Consider the following 16,100-nt stretch of genomic DNA (forward strand, 5'->3'; position numbering starts at 1 on the left):
CTGGTGTTTCCATCAGGGTGTTTCCATCAGATCGGCCGCGCCGTCGGCGAGCATCTCGCTGCCCAGGCGCTGACCTATCTCTCTCGCTTGATCAGGTGGCCCGCTCGAGCTCTTGCGGACCGACAACCTTCCGTCACCGGACAGGGCCACGGCCCTGATCCAGAGCTCGTCCCCGTCGTCGCCCTCGACCACCTCCGCCAACGCCCCCAGTGGGGCGCTGCAGCCGGCCTCGAGGGTGGCCAGCACCTGCCTCTCGCAGACCACGGCCGCGCGGGTGGGCGCGTGGTCCAGGGCGGAGAGCAGGTCGAGAATTTCGCGGTCCTCCGTGCGGCACTCGATCGCCAGGGCTCCCTGGCCCGGGGCCGGGAGCATCTGCAACGGGTCCAGCGCCTCGGTGGCCTCGTCACCGCGGCCGAGCCGGTTGAGGCCGGCGTGAGCCAGGAGGATGCCGTCGAGCTCGCCGGAGGTGACCTTGCCGATGCGGGTGCCGACGTTGCCGCGGATCGGCACGATCTCCAGGCCGAGGCCCAGGGCCGCGAGCTGGGCGGCACGACGCGGAGAACCGGTCCCGACCTTGCTCCCGGCCGGCAACTCCCCCAGGGTCAGGCCGTCGCGGGCCACCAGCACGTCGCGCGGGTCCTCACGCTGCGGCACCGCCGCCAGGGTGATGCCCTCGGCAGGCGTGGTGGGGATGTCCTTGAGCGAGTGCACCGCAAGGTCGACGCGACCGTCGAGGAGGGCGTCGCGCAGCGCGCTGACGAAGACCCCGGTGCCGCCCATCTGGGCGAGCGGACCACGGTTGACGTCACCCTCGGTCGTGATGTGGACCAGCTCGACCTCGCGGCCCAGCTCGGTGCGGATGGCATCGGCGACCATGCCCGACTGGGTGGTGGCCAGGGCCGAGGCACGGGTCCCGAGACGCAGGACGCGAGTCATCAGTTGCCTCCCTCGGGGAACTCGGCCCGGGTCACGGCGCTGACCGCGTCGGGGTCGAGCGCGAAGAGGTCGGCCAGCGCAGCGGCGTACGAGACGGCTCCGGTCTCGTCGGCCAGCTCGCGCACCCGGACGGTGGGCTGGTGCAGGAGCTTCTCGGCGACCCGGTGGACCGTACGGCGCACCTCCGCCAGGACCTCGTCGTCGACCCCGCCGAGGCGCGCCTGGAGACGCTCCAACTCGGACTCGACGACACCGGTGGCCATCGTGCGCAGGGCGACGACGGTCGGGGTGACACTGGCCTGGCGGCGGGCGGAGAGGAAGCTGTCGAGCTCCTGGGTCACGATCTCGCGTACGCCGGTCACGCTCATCACCGCTGCGTGGCTGCTGCCCAGACGCTCGGCCAGCTCTGCCACACCGAGGACGTCGACGCCGGGCAGGTCAGCGACCGCGGGGTCGACGTCGTGGGGCAGGGCGAGGTCGATCACCTGGAGCGGTGCACTGTCCTCGTCGCGGGCCGCGGCCACCTGGCCGGCAGTGACCACGACGCCGGCCGCGCCGGTGCAGGTGATGAGGACGTCGGCGCGTGCCAACTCGACCTCGAGGGAGTCCATCGGGACCGCGCGGGCGCCGTACTCGTGGGCGAGCCGTTCGGCATTGGCCAGCGACCGGTTGGCCACGACGACCTCGGCAGCGCCCTGACGGGTGACGGTGGCGACCGAGAGGGCCGCCATCGAACCGGCGCCGAGCACCAGAACCCGCAGCCCGGTGACGCCACCGCGCGAGCCCAGCGACTCCTCGATCGCGGCCGTCACCATCGAGGGCGCGACGGAGTCGACGTCGGTCTCGGCATGGGTGCGCTTGCCGACCCGCAGTGCCTGCTGGAAGAGGGTGTTGAGCGTCGGGCCCACGGTGCTGAGCTCCTGGCCGACACGCAACGCCTCGCGGGCCTGGCCGAGGATCTGTCCTTCGCCGAGCACCATCGAGTCCAACCCGGCGGCGACGTGGAAGAGGTGCGAGACCGCACCGTCGTCGTAGTGCACGTAGAGGTGCGGGATCAGGGACTCGGGCGCCGAGCCGGCCCGCTGCAGGAGCAGCGTCGAGAGCTCCTCGACCGAGCCGTGGAAGCGGTCGACGTCGGCGTAGATCTCGAGCCGGTTGCAGGTCGAGATGACGGCTGCTTCGCCGACGTGGGTCGAGTCGGACACGTCGATGACCAGCTTGCGCGCGGCCTCGGCGTCGAGGGCGAGCCGCTCGAGGACGGAGACGGGTGCCGACTTGTGGGAGATTCCCACGACCAGGACGCTCATCAGACGCCTTCCGTGACGAGAGGGGTGTCGGGCAGGACCACGTCGGCGATCGCTGCGTCCCCCTGGGCCTTGCGCTGCTGGTGGTAGGCGAGGATCTGCAGCTCGATCGACAGGTCGACCTTGCGTACGTCGACTCCTACCGGGACCGTGAGCACGCCCGGGGCGAAGTTGAGGATGCTGGTGACGCCGGCGGCGACCATGCGGTCCGCGACGCTCTGGGCCGCCTGCGCGGGGGTGGCGATCACACCGATGGCGACGGAGTGCTCGACGACGATCCGCTCGAGCTCGTCGAAGGGTCGGACCGGAAGTCCGCCCACCTCCTCGTCGGCACGCGAGAGATCAGCGTCCAGCAGCGCCACGACCCGGAACCCACGGCTGCGGAAGCCGGAGTAGGTGGCCAGCGCGTGGCCCAGGTTTCCGATCCCGACGATGACGACGGGCCAGTCCTGGGTGACCCCGATCTCCCGGGCGATCTGGTAGGTCAGGTACTCGACGTCGTAGCCGACGCCGCGGGTGCCGTACGAGCCCAGGTAGGAGAGGTCCTTGCGGAGCTTGGCGGAGTTGACGCCGGCAGCGACCGCGAGCTCTTCGCTCGAGCAGGTCTCGATGCCGCTCTCGGAGAGTCCGGTGAGCGCCCGAAGGTAGACGGGCAGTCGGGCAACCGTCGCTTCGGGAATCTCACGCGCATTCTCGGCCGAGGACCGTGGACTCACTGGGGCTCTTCTCTCGAGCCGGATCGATCCACCGGGCGGGCTCCGGGGGCAGGAATCGATCGGCACGAGCCACTTTATGAGTTTGTGAACGGGGAACAAAATCGTTCAGCCGGAGCACTTACCACGGGCGCCGTAGACACATTCAGCGGGGGTGGTCAAGTCGGAGTCGGCCCGCGACCGTCCCGCGCGTGCCGCACAGCCGGATCAGCGGGTGAGTGCGGAGCGGAGTCGGTCCTCGTCCACGCGCCAGAAGTCGTGCTGGCGACCGTCGACGAACGTGACCGGGATCTCCTCGCCGAAACGGTCCTGCAGGTCCTCGTCGGAGTCGATGTCGACCTCGACGTACGCCTCCCCCAGGTCGGCACAGACGCGCTCGATGATCGCGCGGGCGTCCTCGCAGAGATGGCAGCCCTCACGCCCGTAGAGCGTGACGCGGGGTTCGCTCATGGGAGTCATCGCGCCCGGCCGGTCACTCGAGGAGCCCGAGGGCTCGACGCCGCTCGATGCCGCGCAGCCGGCCCTTCTCGACCCGGCCGGTGACCGTCGTGGGCAGGGCGTCGACCACCTCGATGCGCGACGGCTGCTTGAAACGGGCCAGCCGGGTGGCGACGTGCTCGACCACGGCTGCCTCGACGAGGGCGGGGTCGCCAGCACCCTCCTGGGGCACGACGTAGGCCACCACGGCTTCACCGGTGTCGGGGTCCTGCACCCCGATCACTGCCACCTCCGCGACACCGTCGACCTGCCGGATCGCGTCCTCGACCTCGGAGGGGTAGACGTTGAAGCCGGAGACCACGACCATGTCGCGCACCCGGTCGACGAGGAAGAGCGCGCCGTCGGGATCGAGGTACCCGACGTCGCCGGTCGACCACCAGCCGTCGTCGCCGGGACCGTCCGCGCCGTCGGGCCAGTAGCCACTGAACAGGTTCTCTCCACGGATCTGGATCTCGCCCGGGTCGTCACCCTCGAGGTGCCCGGTGTGCTCGTCGACCAGGCGGACCTCCACCCCGGCCAACGGGCTGCCGACCGAGCCCGTACGCGGGTCGTCACCGCGCAGCGTCGTGGTCACGACCGGGGCTGCCTCGGTGAGTCCGTAACCCTGGTGGACGTCCAGGCCGGTGGCCGAGACGAACTCCTCGAGGGCCTCCGACGTCAGCACCGCCGAGCCGGAGAGGACCAGTCGGACCGGTCCCAGACGCTCCTTGAGCTGGTCGCGACCGTTCCAGTGCGCGAAGACCGGCGGGGCCACGGGAAGCACGGAGATCGCCTCGTCATCGATCAGGTCGAGGGTGCCCTCGGGGTCGAAGTGGTCGACCAGGACCAGCTTGGCCCGGTGCCGCAGCACGCTGCCGAGGACTGCGTTGAGGCCGTAGACGTGGAAGAGGGGAAGGACCCCCAGCACCACGTCGTCGCCGTGCATCATCGGCGCCTCGGTGTCGCCGACCTGCTCGATGTTGGCGATGAGCGCGCGGTGGGTGAGCATCGCGGCGCGCGGACGCCCACTGGTGCCGGCGGTGTAGAGGAGGACGGCGAGACGCTCGGGGTCCGGCACCGCTGCGAGGGGCTCGGCGGGCTCGGCGACGAGTTGGGCGTACGCGGTCTCTCCCGGCGCGGGGGTCTCGTCGAGGAGCACGACGTGCGCAGCCTGGGCCCTGGCGAGGAGGTCGGGCTCGAGCTCCCCGGCCCCGACGACCGGGGTGCCGGCGAGAGCCTGGCGCACGAGCTCGACGGCCTCGCGCACGACCCCGACGGTCTGGGCATCGCCGATCACCAGCCGCGCACCCGAGTCGGCGAGCATCCGGGCCAGGTCGTACGCGTTCGACTTGGGGTTGACCGGGACCGCCACCGCGCGTGCCCTCAGGACACCGAGGTAGCTGGTCACGAACTCGAGGCGGTTGCCGAGGACGATCATGACGCGGTGCCCGCCCAGGACGTGCAACCGGTTGAGCCCACCGGCGACCCGCGCCACCTCGTCCTCGAGCGCGGCCCAGGTCAGGCTGCGCCCACCGACCTCGACCAGGGCGAGGCGCTCCGGGGCCTCCACGGAGGCGGTGGCGACGAGGTCGGCGACGTCAGAGGCTCGAGGCATGGGTGTGATACTTCCACAAACGCTCCGGGGTCTCCCCTACGCTGGACTCGTGACCCCGTCGGAGAAGCACCGCGCGATCCCACGACCCACCAACCTGCGCCGCCGTTCAGCTCTGGCCGGCGAGGCGGCCGCCGCCACCACCGAGGTCGAGGCTGCCCTGACGCTTCCCTCCGACCCCACCAGCGCAGCCTTCTTCGACGTCGACAACACCGTGATGCAGGGCGCGAGCATCTACCACTTCGCCAAGGGCCTCTACCAGCGTGACTTCTTCAGCACCCGTGACCTCCTGGGCGCTGCGTGGAAGCAGTTCTACTTCCGCTACGCCGGTGTCGAGGACCCTGAGCACATCGCCGATGCCCGCAACTCGGCGTTGAGCTTCATCAAGGGCCACACGGTCACCGAGCTCGAGGAGTTGGGCGAGGAGATCTTCGACGAAGCCATGGCGCACCGGATCTGGCCGGGCACCCGTGCCCTGGCCCAGATGCATCTCGACGCCGGGCAACGGGTCTGGTTGGTGACCGCCGCGCCGATCGAGATCGCCTCCACCATCGCGCGCCGACTCGGCCTCACCGGAGCCATGGGCACCGTCGCGGAGCGGGTTGACGGCGTCTACACCGGAGCCCTGGTCGGAGACATGCTGCACGGGCCCGCGAAAGCCGAGGCCATCCTGGCCCTGGCTGAGCGGGAGGGCCTGGACCTGTCCCGCTGCTCGGCCTACTCGGACTCCGCCAACGACCTGCCGATGCTGTCCCTGGTCGGCGACCCGGTGGCCATCAACCCGGACAACGAGTTGCGCGCCCATGCCCGGGCCAACGGCTGGCAGATCCGCGACTACCGCACCGGCCGCAAAGCAGCGCGGGTCGGCCTGGTCGCGGCCGCGGTCGGCGGGGCGCTCGCCGGCGGGGTCGCCGCCGGGGTGGCCGTGCGCGACCGCCGTCACTGACCCTCTCGTCGGGGGTCGGCCTGGCGGGCCGTCAGCGGAAGACGGACTCGCGCTCGAGGAGGAGCGTGAAGAGGGTCTGCTGGATCGTCTCGCGCACCTGGTCGGTGAGGTTGAAGACCAACATCGGGTCCTCGGCCTCGACCTCGTCGTAGCTGTCGGTGCGCACCGGCTCGCCGAACTCGAGCAGCCACTTCGACGGCAACGGCACCATGCCGAGCGGGCCCAGCCACGGGAAGAAGGGCGTGATCGGGAGGTAGGGGAGATTGAGGATGCGGGCGAGCGTGCCGAGGTTGCCGACGATCGGGTAGATCTCCTCGGCCCCCACGACCGACAACGGAACGATCGGTACGCCCGTGCGCAGCGCCGCCGAGACGAACCCGCCGCGACCGAAGCGTTGCAACTTGTAGCGCTCGGTGAAGGGCTTGCCGATCCCCTTGAACCCTTCGGGCCACACTCCGACCAGCTCACCGGTGGTCAGCATTCGTTCGGCGTCGGCCTGGCAGGCCAGGGTCGCCCCGAGACGGCGGGCCAGGCCTGCGACCATGGGCGTACGGAAGACGAGGTCCGCCCCGAGAGGGCGCAGGAAGCGCCCGGTCTGGTCGTACACGGTGGCCATGGTCATCAGGGCATCGACCGGGATCGTGCCCGAGTGGTTGGAGACGACGAGGGCGCCGCCCTCGGCCGGAATGTTCTCCAGGCCGCGCACCTCCACCCGGAACCACTTCTCCGCGATCGGGCGGAGGACGGCCAGGAGCAGGCGCTCGGTGAGTTCGGCGTCGAAGCCGAAGCTGTCCACGACGTAGTCACCGTCGATGCGGCGGCGCATGAAGGCGAGGAACTCGGCCATCCGACGCTCCCACTCACCTCCGAAGACCTCGCGGGCACCCGCCTCGATGGCGGCCGTCCAGTCTCCGAGAGGGATGCCGGGGATCGAGCCACGCTCGTGCGTCGTGGTCGACGAGGTGGATCTGGCCGTGGCCGTCGCCGCCGCGGCTGGCGCGGGCTGCGGCTTCGGGGTGCCGGCCCCGTCCGCGGCTGAGGCAGCGGCTGCTGAGGCAGGCTGAGGCACGGGCCGCTCGATCTTCTTCGGCCCGGAGGTGGCTGACTTGGCGGGCGCCTTCGCGGCCGACGGGGCGCGGGCTGGGCGCTTGGCAGCGCCGGTGCTGGTGGCGGACTTGCCCGCGAGGCCTCGAGCGGCTGCCGATGGCTTCACGCGTCCCGTGCCACGACCGGGCGTGCCGTTGGTGCCGATGGGGATGATCTCTGCTTCAGGCACGGGCAGCTCCTGCCTTGACGGGACCACTGGCCAGGGTGTGCCCGAGGCTGTAGCCGAAGTCCTCGAGCGCCTCCGCGGTGGAGTAGTTCGGCTCGAAGCCGAGCTCCTGACGCATCCGAGTGGTGTCCACCCCACGGCCATAGGTCAGGAAGGCGAGTTGTTCGCGGGAGAAGTCCGTGAGGCGGGCCGAGCGCAACGCGGTCACCGCTCGGGCCACCGCGAAGCCCGGCATCGGGACGTTCAGCTTGCCCAGGCGACGAATCACCTGGGAGAGCAGGACCATCCCGTCACCAGCGACGTTGAAGGTGCCGGAGACGTCGGTGGTGGCCGCGTGGCGCAGCACGTCGTAGAGGTCGTCCTCGTGAAGGAACTGCATGCGGGGGTCGAAACCGAGCACGGTCGGGATGACCGACATGCGGAAGTAGTTGGTCAGCGGACTCTCCACGTGGGGTCCGATGACGTTCGCGCAGCGCAGGGTGGTGACGCGCACGTCGGGGCGGCGGCGAGCGAACCCGCGTACGTACCCCTCGATCTCGTAGACGTCCTGCGCGTACCCGGAGCGCGGCACCGACTTGGGGCCCATGTCCTCGGTGAACATCGCGGGGTCTCGGCTGCTGCCGCCGTAGACGGTGGTGGTCGACTTCACGACCAGGTGCTTGACGCTCTCGACCTTCTGGCACGCAGCGAGGAGCTGCATCGTGCCGAGGACGTTGAGCTCCTTCATGGCGTTGCGTCCACCGGAACGACCCGGGGTCGCGATCACGCTCATGTGGACGACGGTGTCGACCTGCTCACGCGCGATGACCTTGGCGATCACGGCGTTGCGGATGTCGGCACGGACGAAGGAGACCTCGCCGATGTCGCCGCGAGGAGGGACGACGTCCACTCCGATCACACGGTCAATGGAGGGGTCTGCTGCAGCATGGCGCGCGAAACGGCGCCCGATGTCCCGGGAAATCCCGGTGACCAGCACGACCCTCCCCATGGCCGCTGCGTCTTACTTGCCGAGCTTGCGACGCTGGACGCGCGTCTTCTTGAGGAGCTTGCGGTGCTTCTTCTTCGACATACGCTTGCGGCGCTTCTTGATGACAGATCCCATGAGGACCACCTTTCGTGCAACGGGGCCGAGCGAGCCTGGTGACCCGTCGAACGGGGCAAGCCTAACGGTGCCGCCTTGCGCAGCGAAAATTGGTTCCACGCCAGCGAGACGACCGCCTCAGGTGTGGGGTCTCAGCCGGCGTTGAAGAAGCTCTTGCGCAGGTAGTCGTTGACGTCGTCCTCGGTGACCCTGAAGGAGCGGCCGACCCGGACGGCGGGCAACTCACCGCTGTGGACCAGGCGGTAGACCGTCATCTTCGAGACGCGCATCATCGCTGCCACCTCGGCGATGGTCAGGAACTTCACGTCTGACATGTCGGACGCATTCACCATGGCACACCGATCCTTCGTGCCCCACGGCGCCAGCTTCCGCGCTGGCAACACAGACGTGTGGCGTGTGAGGAATATAGGACGGATGTGACCAGTGGGGAAGAAGAACTTGATGTGAATGTGCATCTGTCCGGCGTGTCGCATTGATTTAACCAATTTTGGACCGCTCGGATCCGATAGACGCGGCTTGTGACGCTCAGTGCGGGGTCACGGGAACGGGTCAATTCCGTGCAGCGGGAAGACTTCGGTGCGCGTCGCATGGATCGCCCGGTCCAACCAGGCCTCCGGGTCATAGCCGTCGCGCCAGTCCCGGTAGGCGGGGACCCGGCCGTCGGTCATCCGGAAGGGGACCTGCTCGGCAGTCACGCTCGCGACGTACTCGCGCCAGCTCGTCGGAGTGACCGTCTCGGGGTCGATCGGCGAGCCGCTGAGGATCCCCAGCAGGTGGCTCCACGCGCGCGGCACCACCGAGGAGACCGAATAGCCACCGCCGCCGGTCGCCACCCACTTGCCTTCGGTGAGTTCGTGCGCCAGGTCGTGGAGGGCCTCGTACGCGACCCGCTGCCCGTCCACGCTGAGCATCAGGTGGGTCAGTGGGTCCTCCATGTGGGAGTCGCAACCGTGCTGGGTCACGAGCACCTCGGGGTTGAACTCGCGCAGGAGCGGAGGGACGACCGCATGGAAGGCACGGAGCCAACCGGCGTCGGCCGTGCCGGGCGGGAGAGCGACGTTGACCGCGGAGCCTTGGGCCCCCTCGCCGCCCAGGTCGGTCGGGAAGCCGGTGCCGGGGAAGAGCATCTGGCCGGTCTCGTGCAAGGAGATGGTGAGGACGCGCGGGTCATCCCAGAAGATCTTCTCGACGCCGTCCCCGTGGTGGGCATCGACGTCGACGTAGGCGACTCGTTCTGCGCCCTGGTCGAGCAGCCACTGGATGCCGACTGCGACGTCGTTGTAGATGCAGAAGCCGCTGGCGCGGTCAGGCATTGCGTGGTGCAGACCGCCGGCGATGTTGGCGCTGTGGATCGACTCCCCGCTCCAGACCTGCCGGAACGCCTCCACGCTGGCGCCGACGACGTGGGCCGACGCGTGGTGCATGTCCATGAAGACGGGGTTGTCGTCAGTGCCGAGGCCGTGGGCGGGATCGATCGCACCACGGGTGGTGCCGACCCGTTGGACGGCCTCGATCAACGACTCGGAGTGCACGGTGGCGATGAGCTCGAGGTCAGCCATCGGCGCCGGCACGATCTCCAAGCCGGTGTCGAGGAGTCCCAGCTCCTCGACGAGGCGCATCGTGAGGTCGACGCGCAGCGGTGACATGGGGTGGTGGGGGCCGAAGTCATACTCCGTGAGCGTCTTGTCAAAGACGACGGTTGTCCGGCCCACGCACTCCACCATGGGCAGGACGCTACTCGCTGATCTATGACGACCGTCACCATCTCCCCCATTTGGGCGACTCCGCGCGAGGGAGCGCCACCGAGGCCGGGTCAGGAGCCAGCAGCCAGTTCGACCGAACGGTCACGTGCAGCTTCGGTGGCCGCCAGGAAGGCGCCGCGCAGCCCGTGCTCCTCGAACTGACGCAGCGCGGCGGCCGTGGTGCCTCCCGGGGAGGTGACCTGCTCCCGCAGGACGCTCGCCTCCGTGCCGGTCTCACGGAGCATCACCGAGGCGCCGAGCAAGGTCTGGACAGACAATTCGGTGGCCAGCTCGGGGGACAGCCCGAGGTGCACCCCTGACTCGATGAGTGCTTCGGCAACCAGGAACAGATAGGCCGGGCCGGAGCCCGAGATGGCGGTGACGGCGTCCATCTGCTCCTCAGGCAGACGTACGACGCGGCCACACGCAGCGAGCAGCGCCTCGGCCTCGTCGAGGTGGACCTCGGTCGCGTCTGTGCCGCCGGTCATCACCGACATGCCCTCGCCGACCAGCGCGGGCGTGTTGGGCATGACCCGTACGACGGCCACACCGGGGATCACGTGGCTCTCCAGCGTCGCGACGGTGACGCCGGCCGCGAGGGAGATGACCAACTGACCGGGTCGCAGGTGTTCGTTGATCTCGGCGAGCACCGGGACCACGTCCTGCGGCTTCACCGCGATCACGAGGGTGTCGGCCTGCAGGGTGGCCAGCAGGTTGTCGACGACGGTGACACCGTGCTTCTCACTCAACTCGCTGGCACGCTCTGCGCGCTTCTCCCCCACCACGAGGGAGTCGAGCGGGCGGCCAGCGCGGATGAGGCCGGCCAGGACGCTTTCGCCCATCGCACCGGCACCGAGGATCGCGGTCTTCGTCATGGTGGCCATTGTGCCTGCCCGCTCCGACGGTGCGTGGCGGTGGCCGTGACGACTTCCTCAATGCTGGGGAAGTTTGTGTCTGCGTGAGGCCTTCGGCGCCTGAGAGGCGCTCGTCCTCCACAGGCGGCGTGGGACAGGCGCTCCAGCAGGCGCGGATTTCCCTACGCTCTCGTGCAGTCACTCCGGGGAAGGGACCCAACATGGGACCACGTACGTCGTTCGCGCTTCTGCTGGGCAGCGCGATGTTGCTGACCGGTTGCGGAGGCGACGAGCCCGAGCCGAAGCTGGCGCCCGAGCCGAGCGCGACGCCCAGCGTGGTGGCGAAGGAGGAGACCGCTGAGGAGTTCATCAGGCGGTGGGCCGAGCTGGAACGCGAGATGCAGAACACCGGGGAGACCGAGGAGTACCGAGCTATCACCAAGGGATGTGAGTCCTGCGGGCGACTGGCGGACCGGGTGGAGAAGATTTACGCAGGCGGCGGGTTTGTCAATACGAAAGGGGGCACCGTCGACAGGGTCGAGGCGCTCGATGCCACCCAGCATCTTGTCTGGATGAACAACGCTCCCACCACTTATCGGGACTCAAAGGATGCCCCGGAGAAGGGGTACCCCGGCAACGACGCGAAGTACGTCGTGACCGTCAAGGTGACTGCAGACGGCCACATCCTTACGAACATGCTGAAGCAGGTTGAATGAGTACTGCGAAGGTGCGTCTGACGGTCCTCATGTCGACATCACTGCTGGCCACTGGTTGGGGCTTCCACCCTGCAAACAGTCAGCCAGAGTCGTGTACGGGTGCCGGGACTATGCATGAGGCGGATGTCGAGTGCGTTGGCACGATGTCGCCAGAAGAGGGGCGGAACCGCGTCAAACCACCAAGAGGCTCCCCACCCACGCATCAACACCAAGTCGTCGGACAGTGCCTGGACCCACTGGAGAACTACCCCGAGTGCGATCTCAACCCCTGCACGGGCACCGATGGTAGCTATTGGCATTCCCTGCAGGAATCCCCCGTCGCCGCCGATCCTCCCGTCTGGACCCACGTTGGTTACGTATGCCTCGGCAGCCCGGACGAGCTCACCCGCCAGGAAATCTCCGCAGCCTCCGTCGCCCGCGAATTCCGACGCCTCACCTGGCCCGCAGCCGACCTCGTCATCCAACCACCCGACGGCGAAACCCTCGTCAACCTCGAAACCATCTTCCACACCCCCGACACCGCACCAGTCACCCAGAACATCACCCTCCTGGGACAACAAGTCGACATCGAAGCCACCCCCACGACCTGGACCTGGCACTGGGCCCAACCCGACGACCGCGCCTCCGAGGCCTCCCACCAGGCCCACACCAGCACCGACCCCGGCGGCGCCTACCCCAGCCGAGCCATCACCCACACCTACACACTCGCCGACACCACCGTGCACCCCAGCCTCGACGTCACCTACACCGGCCGCTACCGCGTCAACGGCGGCCCATGGCAAACCATCCCCGGCGACCACACCGTCCCCGGCACACCCCAACCACTCACCATCCTCCAAGCCCGACCCGGACTCGTCCGATGACCACATCCGCCAGAAGAACCTTTCCCTTCCCCGCGACGGCCGCACTCCTGTTGACCAGCGCCCTGCTCCTGACCGGTTGCGGAGCCGAGGAGCCAGTGCCGAAGTTCGCGCCCGCGCCCACCGTGGCCCCCTCTGCCGGGACCCCCACCCCCGTGGACGAAAAGTCCGCTGAGGAGTTCATCCGACGGTGGAATGACGAACAACGTGACATGCAGAAGGGCGACACCTCCAAGTATCGGCAGATCGCTGGCGACTGTGAGACGTGCATGAAGGCTGCGGACCGGATCGACGAAATCTATGCCTCAGGTGGATTCGTGAAGACCGACGGCCGGAAGGTGCGCTCGATCAAGCCATCCGGACCCTCGGAGAACGCCGAGAACACCTACGTGGTCGAGGTCTACAGCTCCCCCACCTCATACCGGGAGTCCTCGCAGGCACCCGAAGAGTCCCTCAACGGTGGCGTCGCCACCTATCGGCTCCAGCTGTCCAGGAGTGCCGGCAAGTGGGCGGTCCAGGACATCTGGACGGTCCCTCGTGACTCGAAGATCCGCTGAACCGTTCGTTGCCCGGGCGCCAGCGTGCGACCAGGGTCAGTGACTCACTCGCAGCCGACGCCGTCGCCGTCCCGGTCGAGGTGACGTCCGTACCCCGGTTCGCCGGCGCGTACGGGCGCCGCGCCAGCATCCCGGGCGGCGGTGCAGTTCTGGTAGTGGACCGGCGTGAGTCGCGCGGGTGCGGGAGTCTTCGTACGCGCTGGCTTCGGCTTCGGCGCAGGGCTCGAGGTGCGTACGGGCTCGCGTACGGCCTGGTCCGTAGCCGTCGGCAACTGGGCCGTGTCCTCGGTCAACGGCTCGCCCGGGCAGGTCGCCAGGATCCGTTCGATCGCGGCTGCCTCGGGGCGCGTCACCCACAGGGCGTACTTCTGCTTCACGGTGACCTGTCGGGCGACGTACGCACAGCGGAACCTCTTGTGGGGCGGCAACCAGGTGGCGGCGTCCCCGTCACCCTTCTGCCTGTTCGCGGAAGCATCGACCGGCAGGAGGTTCAACGGATCGTTGGCGAGCGCTGCACGCTGCTGCATCGACCAGGTGCTCGACCCGGTCGCCCACGAATTGGCCAGGGCGACCACGTGGTCGACGTCGACGAGGGCGCCGTGGCCGCGGTAGAAGTAGATCGAGGTGCCCGTGTAGAGGTCGGCGAGCACACCTGAAGTCACCACACAGCCGTTGCTCTCCACCTGGGTGGCGCTCAGGTACGCGGCCAGGATGTCGTTGCGGGTGTCGCACCCGTTGCGGTCGGTGTCCATCCAGGCCGGCCCGAACATCTCCCGGGTGTATCCCGTCATCGGCGCCCGCCCCTTGACCTTCAGCGTGGCCAACGCCGTGAGGGCGTCGCCCCGCAACCCGGACCGAGGGGCAGGAGTCGGTGTGGGACCGGGCGAAGCGGTCTCGTCCTGCTCCGAGGCGTCGGGATCGACCGAGTCCTCGACGTCCGCCGGGGGCTGTTCGGATTCGGGGGCAACCTCCACCGAGTCCTGGCCCGAGCTCGACTCACTGAACTCGCAGGCTGCGAGCCCCCACACCAGCACGACAGCGAGCAACAGGCGGAGGAGCGTGAACATCGGGTCCTTGGGTCAGCACAGGTCACGGCCCGGGATCCCAACCACGGGCACCCGAGCACGACTGGTCAGAGCCCGAGGCTCTTCCCAGACCGTAGGCCAGCCGGCGGCCTGGGCGCCGCCGATCGGCAAAGTTGGTCGACCAAGGATCGCGTGCGGATCAGGGCTTCAACTTGTTCCGAGCGTCCGAGTCGCCCGTGCCGGTGACGACTGCCGGGCCGGCGCGCTCGATGACGATCTCCTGGATGTTGTCGCGAGCCGTGGAGTCCCCACGCCCCACCTTCACCGGCTCAGGAGCCTGCTCGAGGACGACCTCCTGGATGTTGTTGCGCGCCTCGGACTCTGCCGGCCCGGTCACCACGGCGGCGGCGGCACGCTCGATGACGACCTCACGGATGTTGTTGCGCGCGTCGGACTCCCCGGCTCCGGTCACCACCGCAGCCCCTGCCCGCTCGATCACGATCTGCCGGATGTCCTCGCGAGCGTCCGACCTGCCTGCCCCGGTGCGTACGGGGGCCCCGGCGCGCTGGATGGTGATCAGCTCCGGGTCGGTGCTCCGCTCGATCGTGCCGATGTGCATCGGCGCCGGGATCTGCATCGCCCGACGCAGACGCGCCGCTTCCGACTCCAGGATGCCGTCCGCCGTGGAGAGTCGCTCCCAGGTGGCGATGAGGTTGCTGGCGAGTTTGGTGATGATCTTGTGACCGAGGTCGTTGATCTCGTTGTGCACGGTGGTGACCAGGTGGTCGAGCACGGGGGTCAACATGTCCCGGATCAGCGGGTCCGGGTCGGGCGCCGGCGAGGTGTAACCCGAACCGGCCTGCCACGCGGCGAGGTGCGCGACTGCGGACTGGATGCCCACGAAGGCGTCCTTGACCTTCTCCGCGGCCACCGTGACCTCGTGGATGTCGATGGCAAGCAGCATGGTCTCGTCGGAGACGGTGCCCATCGCAGGGGTCATCTCGACGACGACCTGCTTCACTTCGAAACTGACCGACTCGACGGCCATCTGGACGAAGCTCTTCATGGGCTCGATGATCGTGCTTTCGATCTGCCCGTTGACCTCGTTGACCACGACACCGACGGCGATCTTCACTGCCTCGTCGATGGCGGCGTCGATGGCCTTTTTCGCAGCCCAGCGAACGGCAGCGCCGATCGGACCGGCAAAGGTGGTCGCCATCTGGGCGCTGAGGACGACGATGATCGCACTCTTGGCCGTGACGATGGCGTCGTGCGCGGTCTGTGCGATCGGCTGGGCCTCCTGGGTGGCCTCCTTGATCGGAGCGATCAGTGAGCTCGAGGTGGAGTCCCACTCCTCGACGAACGCGGCGAAGGCGGCTGACTCGGTGTGGCTCGACAGCACGGAGAGTGCGTCGTGCACCGAGGTGGTGAACGTCTCGAGGGCCTCGGCGATGTCGGCGACCCGGGTGCCCAGGTCGAGGACCGTGTCTTCGTCGATGTCGGGCCACGGGACCCTGAAGACATCGAGGATCGGCATGGCCCAGTGCGGGAACAGGATCGCCATGATGCGCCTTCCTTGCTAGATGGCCCCGGTGGTGGCCGGCCGCGTGGGCCGGCCACCGGGGAGCGGGTCGGAGTGCGTCAGCTGCGGATGGCGTTCGACAGGTCGGAGTCGGTGGCCGAGAGGGTGTCGGCGGCCTGGTCGAGGTAGGCGGAGAGCCCCTCGAGGGCGGCGACGGCCTGCTGGGTGCCGGTCGTGAACTGGTCGAACTGGTCGCGGTAGGTGACGGACGCGAGGTCCGTGACGAAGCCGCTCTGCGTGAGGTTGTTGATCAGGCCGCTCAACTGAGTCAGCGTGTCGTTCAAGGTCTCCTGACCCTGGCGCAACTGGTTGGCGGAGCTGCGGATCTCGTCGTACGTCACGTTCATGTTGGACATGTGATTCCCTTTCGTTCGGCCCGCTCCTCAGCGGCTTGATGGGTT

The 16,100-nt window shown here is 68.7% G+C and carries 18 protein-coding genes; 4 read left to right on the top strand and 14 right to left on the bottom strand.

Translation table 11 applies throughout. From position 1 onward, the window contains the following. Nucleotides 1–12: 12 nt before the first annotated feature. The 5 genes from hemC to DNK52_RS10835 form a co-directional block, all read right to left on the bottom strand. On the bottom strand, nucleotides 13–936 hold the full coding sequence (hemC, locus tag DNK52_RS10815) for a hydroxymethylbilane synthase (RefSeq protein WP_110240992.1): 924 nt from the start codon (nucleotides 934–936) through the stop codon (nucleotides 13–15). After that, on the bottom strand, nucleotides 936–2,243 hold the full coding sequence (locus tag DNK52_RS10820; RefSeq protein WP_110240993.1) for a glutamyl-tRNA reductase: 1,308 nt from the start codon (nucleotides 2,241–2,243) through the stop codon (nucleotides 936–938). The genes hemC and DNK52_RS10820 overlap by 1 nt, the downstream gene beginning before the upstream one ends. After that, the gene (locus DNK52_RS10825) at nucleotides 2,243–2,956 is read right to left on the bottom strand and encodes a redox-sensing transcriptional repressor Rex (protein ID WP_110240994.1); all 714 of its coding nucleotides are present in this window, start codon (nucleotides 2,954–2,956) and stop codon (nucleotides 2,243–2,245) included. The genes DNK52_RS10820 and DNK52_RS10825 overlap by 1 nt, the downstream gene beginning before the upstream one ends. 204 nt (nucleotides 2,957–3,160) lie before the next feature. Continuing rightward, a complete protein-coding gene (locus tag DNK52_RS10830; RefSeq protein ID WP_110240995.1) occupies nucleotides 3,161–3,403 on the bottom strand; it encodes a glutaredoxin family protein in 243 nt (80 codons plus the stop codon). 22 nt (nucleotides 3,404–3,425) lie between these two features. Continuing rightward, nucleotides 3,426–5,045: a class I adenylate-forming enzyme family protein gene (locus DNK52_RS10835; RefSeq protein WP_110240996.1), complete on the bottom strand. Its 1,620-nt coding sequence runs from the start codon at nucleotides 5,043–5,045 to the stop codon at nucleotides 3,426–3,428. A gap of 49 nt (nucleotides 5,046–5,094) precedes the next feature. On the opposite strand from DNK52_RS10835, the gene DNK52_RS10840 reads away from it, so the two are divergent. Further along, on the top strand, nucleotides 5,095–5,988 hold the full coding sequence (locus DNK52_RS10840) for an HAD family hydrolase (RefSeq protein ID WP_239455503.1): 894 nt from the start codon (nucleotides 5,095–5,097) through the stop codon (nucleotides 5,986–5,988). A gap of 31 nt (nucleotides 5,989–6,019) precedes the next feature. On the opposite strand, the gene DNK52_RS10845 is transcribed toward DNK52_RS10840, so the two are convergent. The 6 genes from DNK52_RS10845 to proC all read right to left on the bottom strand — a co-directional run bounded on the left by DNK52_RS10845 (nucleotide 6,020) and on the right by proC (nucleotide 10,980). Beyond that, entirely contained in the window at nucleotides 6,020–7,264 is a 1,245-nt protein-coding gene (locus DNK52_RS10845; RefSeq protein WP_204163515.1) for a lysophospholipid acyltransferase family protein, read from the bottom strand. Continuing rightward, nucleotides 7,257–8,249, bottom strand: coding sequence for an SDR family oxidoreductase (locus tag DNK52_RS10850; RefSeq protein WP_110240998.1), 993 nt, complete (start codon nucleotides 8,247–8,249; stop codon nucleotides 7,257–7,259). The genes DNK52_RS10845 and DNK52_RS10850 overlap by 8 nt, the downstream gene beginning before the upstream one ends. A 12-nt stretch (nucleotides 8,250–8,261) precedes the next feature. Next, nucleotides 8,262–8,363, bottom strand: a complete 102-nt coding sequence (locus DNK52_RS10855; RefSeq protein WP_110241215.1) for a 30S ribosomal protein bS22 — start codon at nucleotides 8,361–8,363, stop codon at nucleotides 8,262–8,264. Between the two features lie 131 nt (nucleotides 8,364–8,494). After that, entirely contained in the window at nucleotides 8,495–8,677 is a 183-nt protein-coding gene (locus DNK52_RS10860) for a helix-turn-helix domain-containing protein (protein ID WP_239455504.1), read from the bottom strand. Between the two features lie 222 nt (nucleotides 8,678–8,899). Further along, on the bottom strand, nucleotides 8,900–10,087 hold the full coding sequence (locus DNK52_RS10865; RefSeq protein WP_110241000.1) for an acetoin utilization protein AcuC: 1,188 nt from the start codon (nucleotides 10,085–10,087) through the stop codon (nucleotides 8,900–8,902). An 89-nt stretch (nucleotides 10,088–10,176) separates the two neighbouring features. Continuing rightward, complete coding sequence (gene proC, locus DNK52_RS10870) at nucleotides 10,177–10,980, bottom strand: pyrroline-5-carboxylate reductase (protein ID WP_110241216.1); 804 nt, start codon at nucleotides 10,978–10,980, stop codon at nucleotides 10,177–10,179. A 200-nt stretch (nucleotides 10,981–11,180) separates the two neighbouring features. Here proC and DNK52_RS10875 point away from each other — a divergent pair, with 200 nt between their 5' ends. The 3 genes from DNK52_RS10875 (at nucleotide 11,181) to DNK52_RS10885 (ending at nucleotide 13,092) form a co-directional block, all read left to right on the top strand. Continuing rightward, complete coding sequence (locus DNK52_RS10875) at nucleotides 11,181–11,675, top strand: hypothetical protein (RefSeq protein ID WP_110241001.1); 495 nt, start codon at nucleotides 11,181–11,183, stop codon at nucleotides 11,673–11,675. 143 nt (nucleotides 11,676–11,818) lie between these two features. Beyond that, nucleotides 11,819–12,538, top strand: a complete 720-nt coding sequence (locus DNK52_RS10880; protein ID WP_110241002.1) for a hypothetical protein — start codon at nucleotides 11,819–11,821, stop codon at nucleotides 12,536–12,538. Then, nucleotides 12,535–13,092, top strand: a complete 558-nt coding sequence (locus DNK52_RS10885; RefSeq protein WP_162598730.1) for a hypothetical protein — start codon at nucleotides 12,535–12,537, stop codon at nucleotides 13,090–13,092. The genes DNK52_RS10880 and DNK52_RS10885 overlap by 4 nt, the downstream gene beginning before the upstream one ends. Nucleotides 13,093–13,136: 44 nt before the next feature. Here DNK52_RS10885 and DNK52_RS10890 read toward each other — a convergent pair whose 3' ends face one another. The 3 genes from DNK52_RS10890 to DNK52_RS10900 form a co-directional block, all read right to left on the bottom strand. Then, nucleotides 13,137–14,159 (bottom strand): excalibur calcium-binding domain-containing protein, encoded by a 1,023-nt coding sequence (locus DNK52_RS10890; protein ID WP_110241004.1) that lies wholly within the window; start codon nucleotides 14,157–14,159, stop codon nucleotides 13,137–13,139. 157 nt (nucleotides 14,160–14,316) lie between these two features. After that, nucleotides 14,317–15,681 (bottom strand): WXG100-like domain-containing protein, encoded by a 1,365-nt coding sequence (locus DNK52_RS10895; RefSeq protein ID WP_110241005.1) that lies wholly within the window; start codon nucleotides 15,679–15,681, stop codon nucleotides 14,317–14,319. Between the two features lie 77 nt (nucleotides 15,682–15,758). After that, nucleotides 15,759–16,055 (bottom strand): WXG100 family type VII secretion target, encoded by a 297-nt coding sequence (locus DNK52_RS10900; protein ID WP_110241006.1) that lies wholly within the window; start codon nucleotides 16,053–16,055, stop codon nucleotides 15,759–15,761. Nucleotides 16,056–16,100 lie beyond the last annotated feature (45 nt).

Origin of the sequence: Nocardioides gilvus (assembly GCF_003194605.1) — a bacterium.
GTDB lineage: Bacteria > Actinomycetota > Actinomycetes > Propionibacteriales > Nocardioidaceae > Nocardioides > Nocardioides gilvus.

Excerpts from the sequence above, each read along its gene's own strand:
- DNK52_RS10865 (WP_110241000.1), bottom strand. The coding sequence starts at position 10,087 with ATGGTGGAGTGCGTGGGCCGGACAACCGTCGTCTTTGACAAGACGCTC.
- DNK52_RS10875 (WP_110241001.1), top strand. The coding sequence starts at position 11,181 with ATGGGACCACGTACGTCGTTCGCGCTTCTGCTGGGCAGCGCGATGTTG.
- hemC (WP_110240992.1), bottom strand. The coding sequence starts at position 936 with ATGACTCGCGTCCTGCGTCTCGGGACCCGTGCCTCGGCCCTGGCCACC.
- DNK52_RS10900 (WP_110241006.1), bottom strand. The coding sequence starts at position 16,055 with ATGTCCAACATGAACGTGACGTACGACGAGATCCGCAGCTCCGCCAAC.
- proC (WP_110241216.1), bottom strand. The coding sequence starts at position 10,980 with ATGACGAAGACCGCGATCCTCGGTGCCGGTGCGATGGGCGAAAGCGTC.
- DNK52_RS10860 (WP_239455504.1), bottom strand. The coding sequence starts at position 8,677 with ATGTCAGACGTGAAGTTCCTGACCATCGCCGAGGTGGCAGCGATGATG.
- DNK52_RS10890 (WP_110241004.1), bottom strand. The coding sequence starts at position 14,159 with ATGTTCACGCTCCTCCGCCTGTTGCTCGCTGTCGTGCTGGTGTGGGGG.
- DNK52_RS10830 (WP_110240995.1), bottom strand. The coding sequence starts at position 3,403 with ATGAGCGAACCCCGCGTCACGCTCTACGGGCGTGAGGGCTGCCATCTC.
- DNK52_RS10855 (WP_110241215.1), bottom strand. The coding sequence starts at position 8,363 with ATGGGATCTGTCATCAAGAAGCGCCGCAAGCGTATGTCGAAGAAGAAG.
- DNK52_RS10850 (WP_110240998.1), bottom strand. The coding sequence starts at position 8,249 with ATGGGGAGGGTCGTGCTGGTCACCGGGATTTCCCGGGACATCGGGCGC.
- DNK52_RS10835 (WP_110240996.1), bottom strand. The coding sequence starts at position 5,045 with ATGCCTCGAGCCTCTGACGTCGCCGACCTCGTCGCCACCGCCTCCGTG.
- DNK52_RS10880 (WP_110241002.1), top strand. The coding sequence starts at position 11,819 with ATGTCGCCAGAAGAGGGGCGGAACCGCGTCAAACCACCAAGAGGCTCC.
- DNK52_RS10885 (WP_162598730.1), top strand. The coding sequence starts at position 12,535 with ATGACCACATCCGCCAGAAGAACCTTTCCCTTCCCCGCGACGGCCGCA.
- DNK52_RS10895 (WP_110241005.1), bottom strand. The coding sequence starts at position 15,681 with ATGGCGATCCTGTTCCCGCACTGGGCCATGCCGATCCTCGATGTCTTC.
- DNK52_RS10820 (WP_110240993.1), bottom strand. The coding sequence starts at position 2,243 with ATGAGCGTCCTGGTCGTGGGAATCTCCCACAAGTCGGCACCCGTCTCC.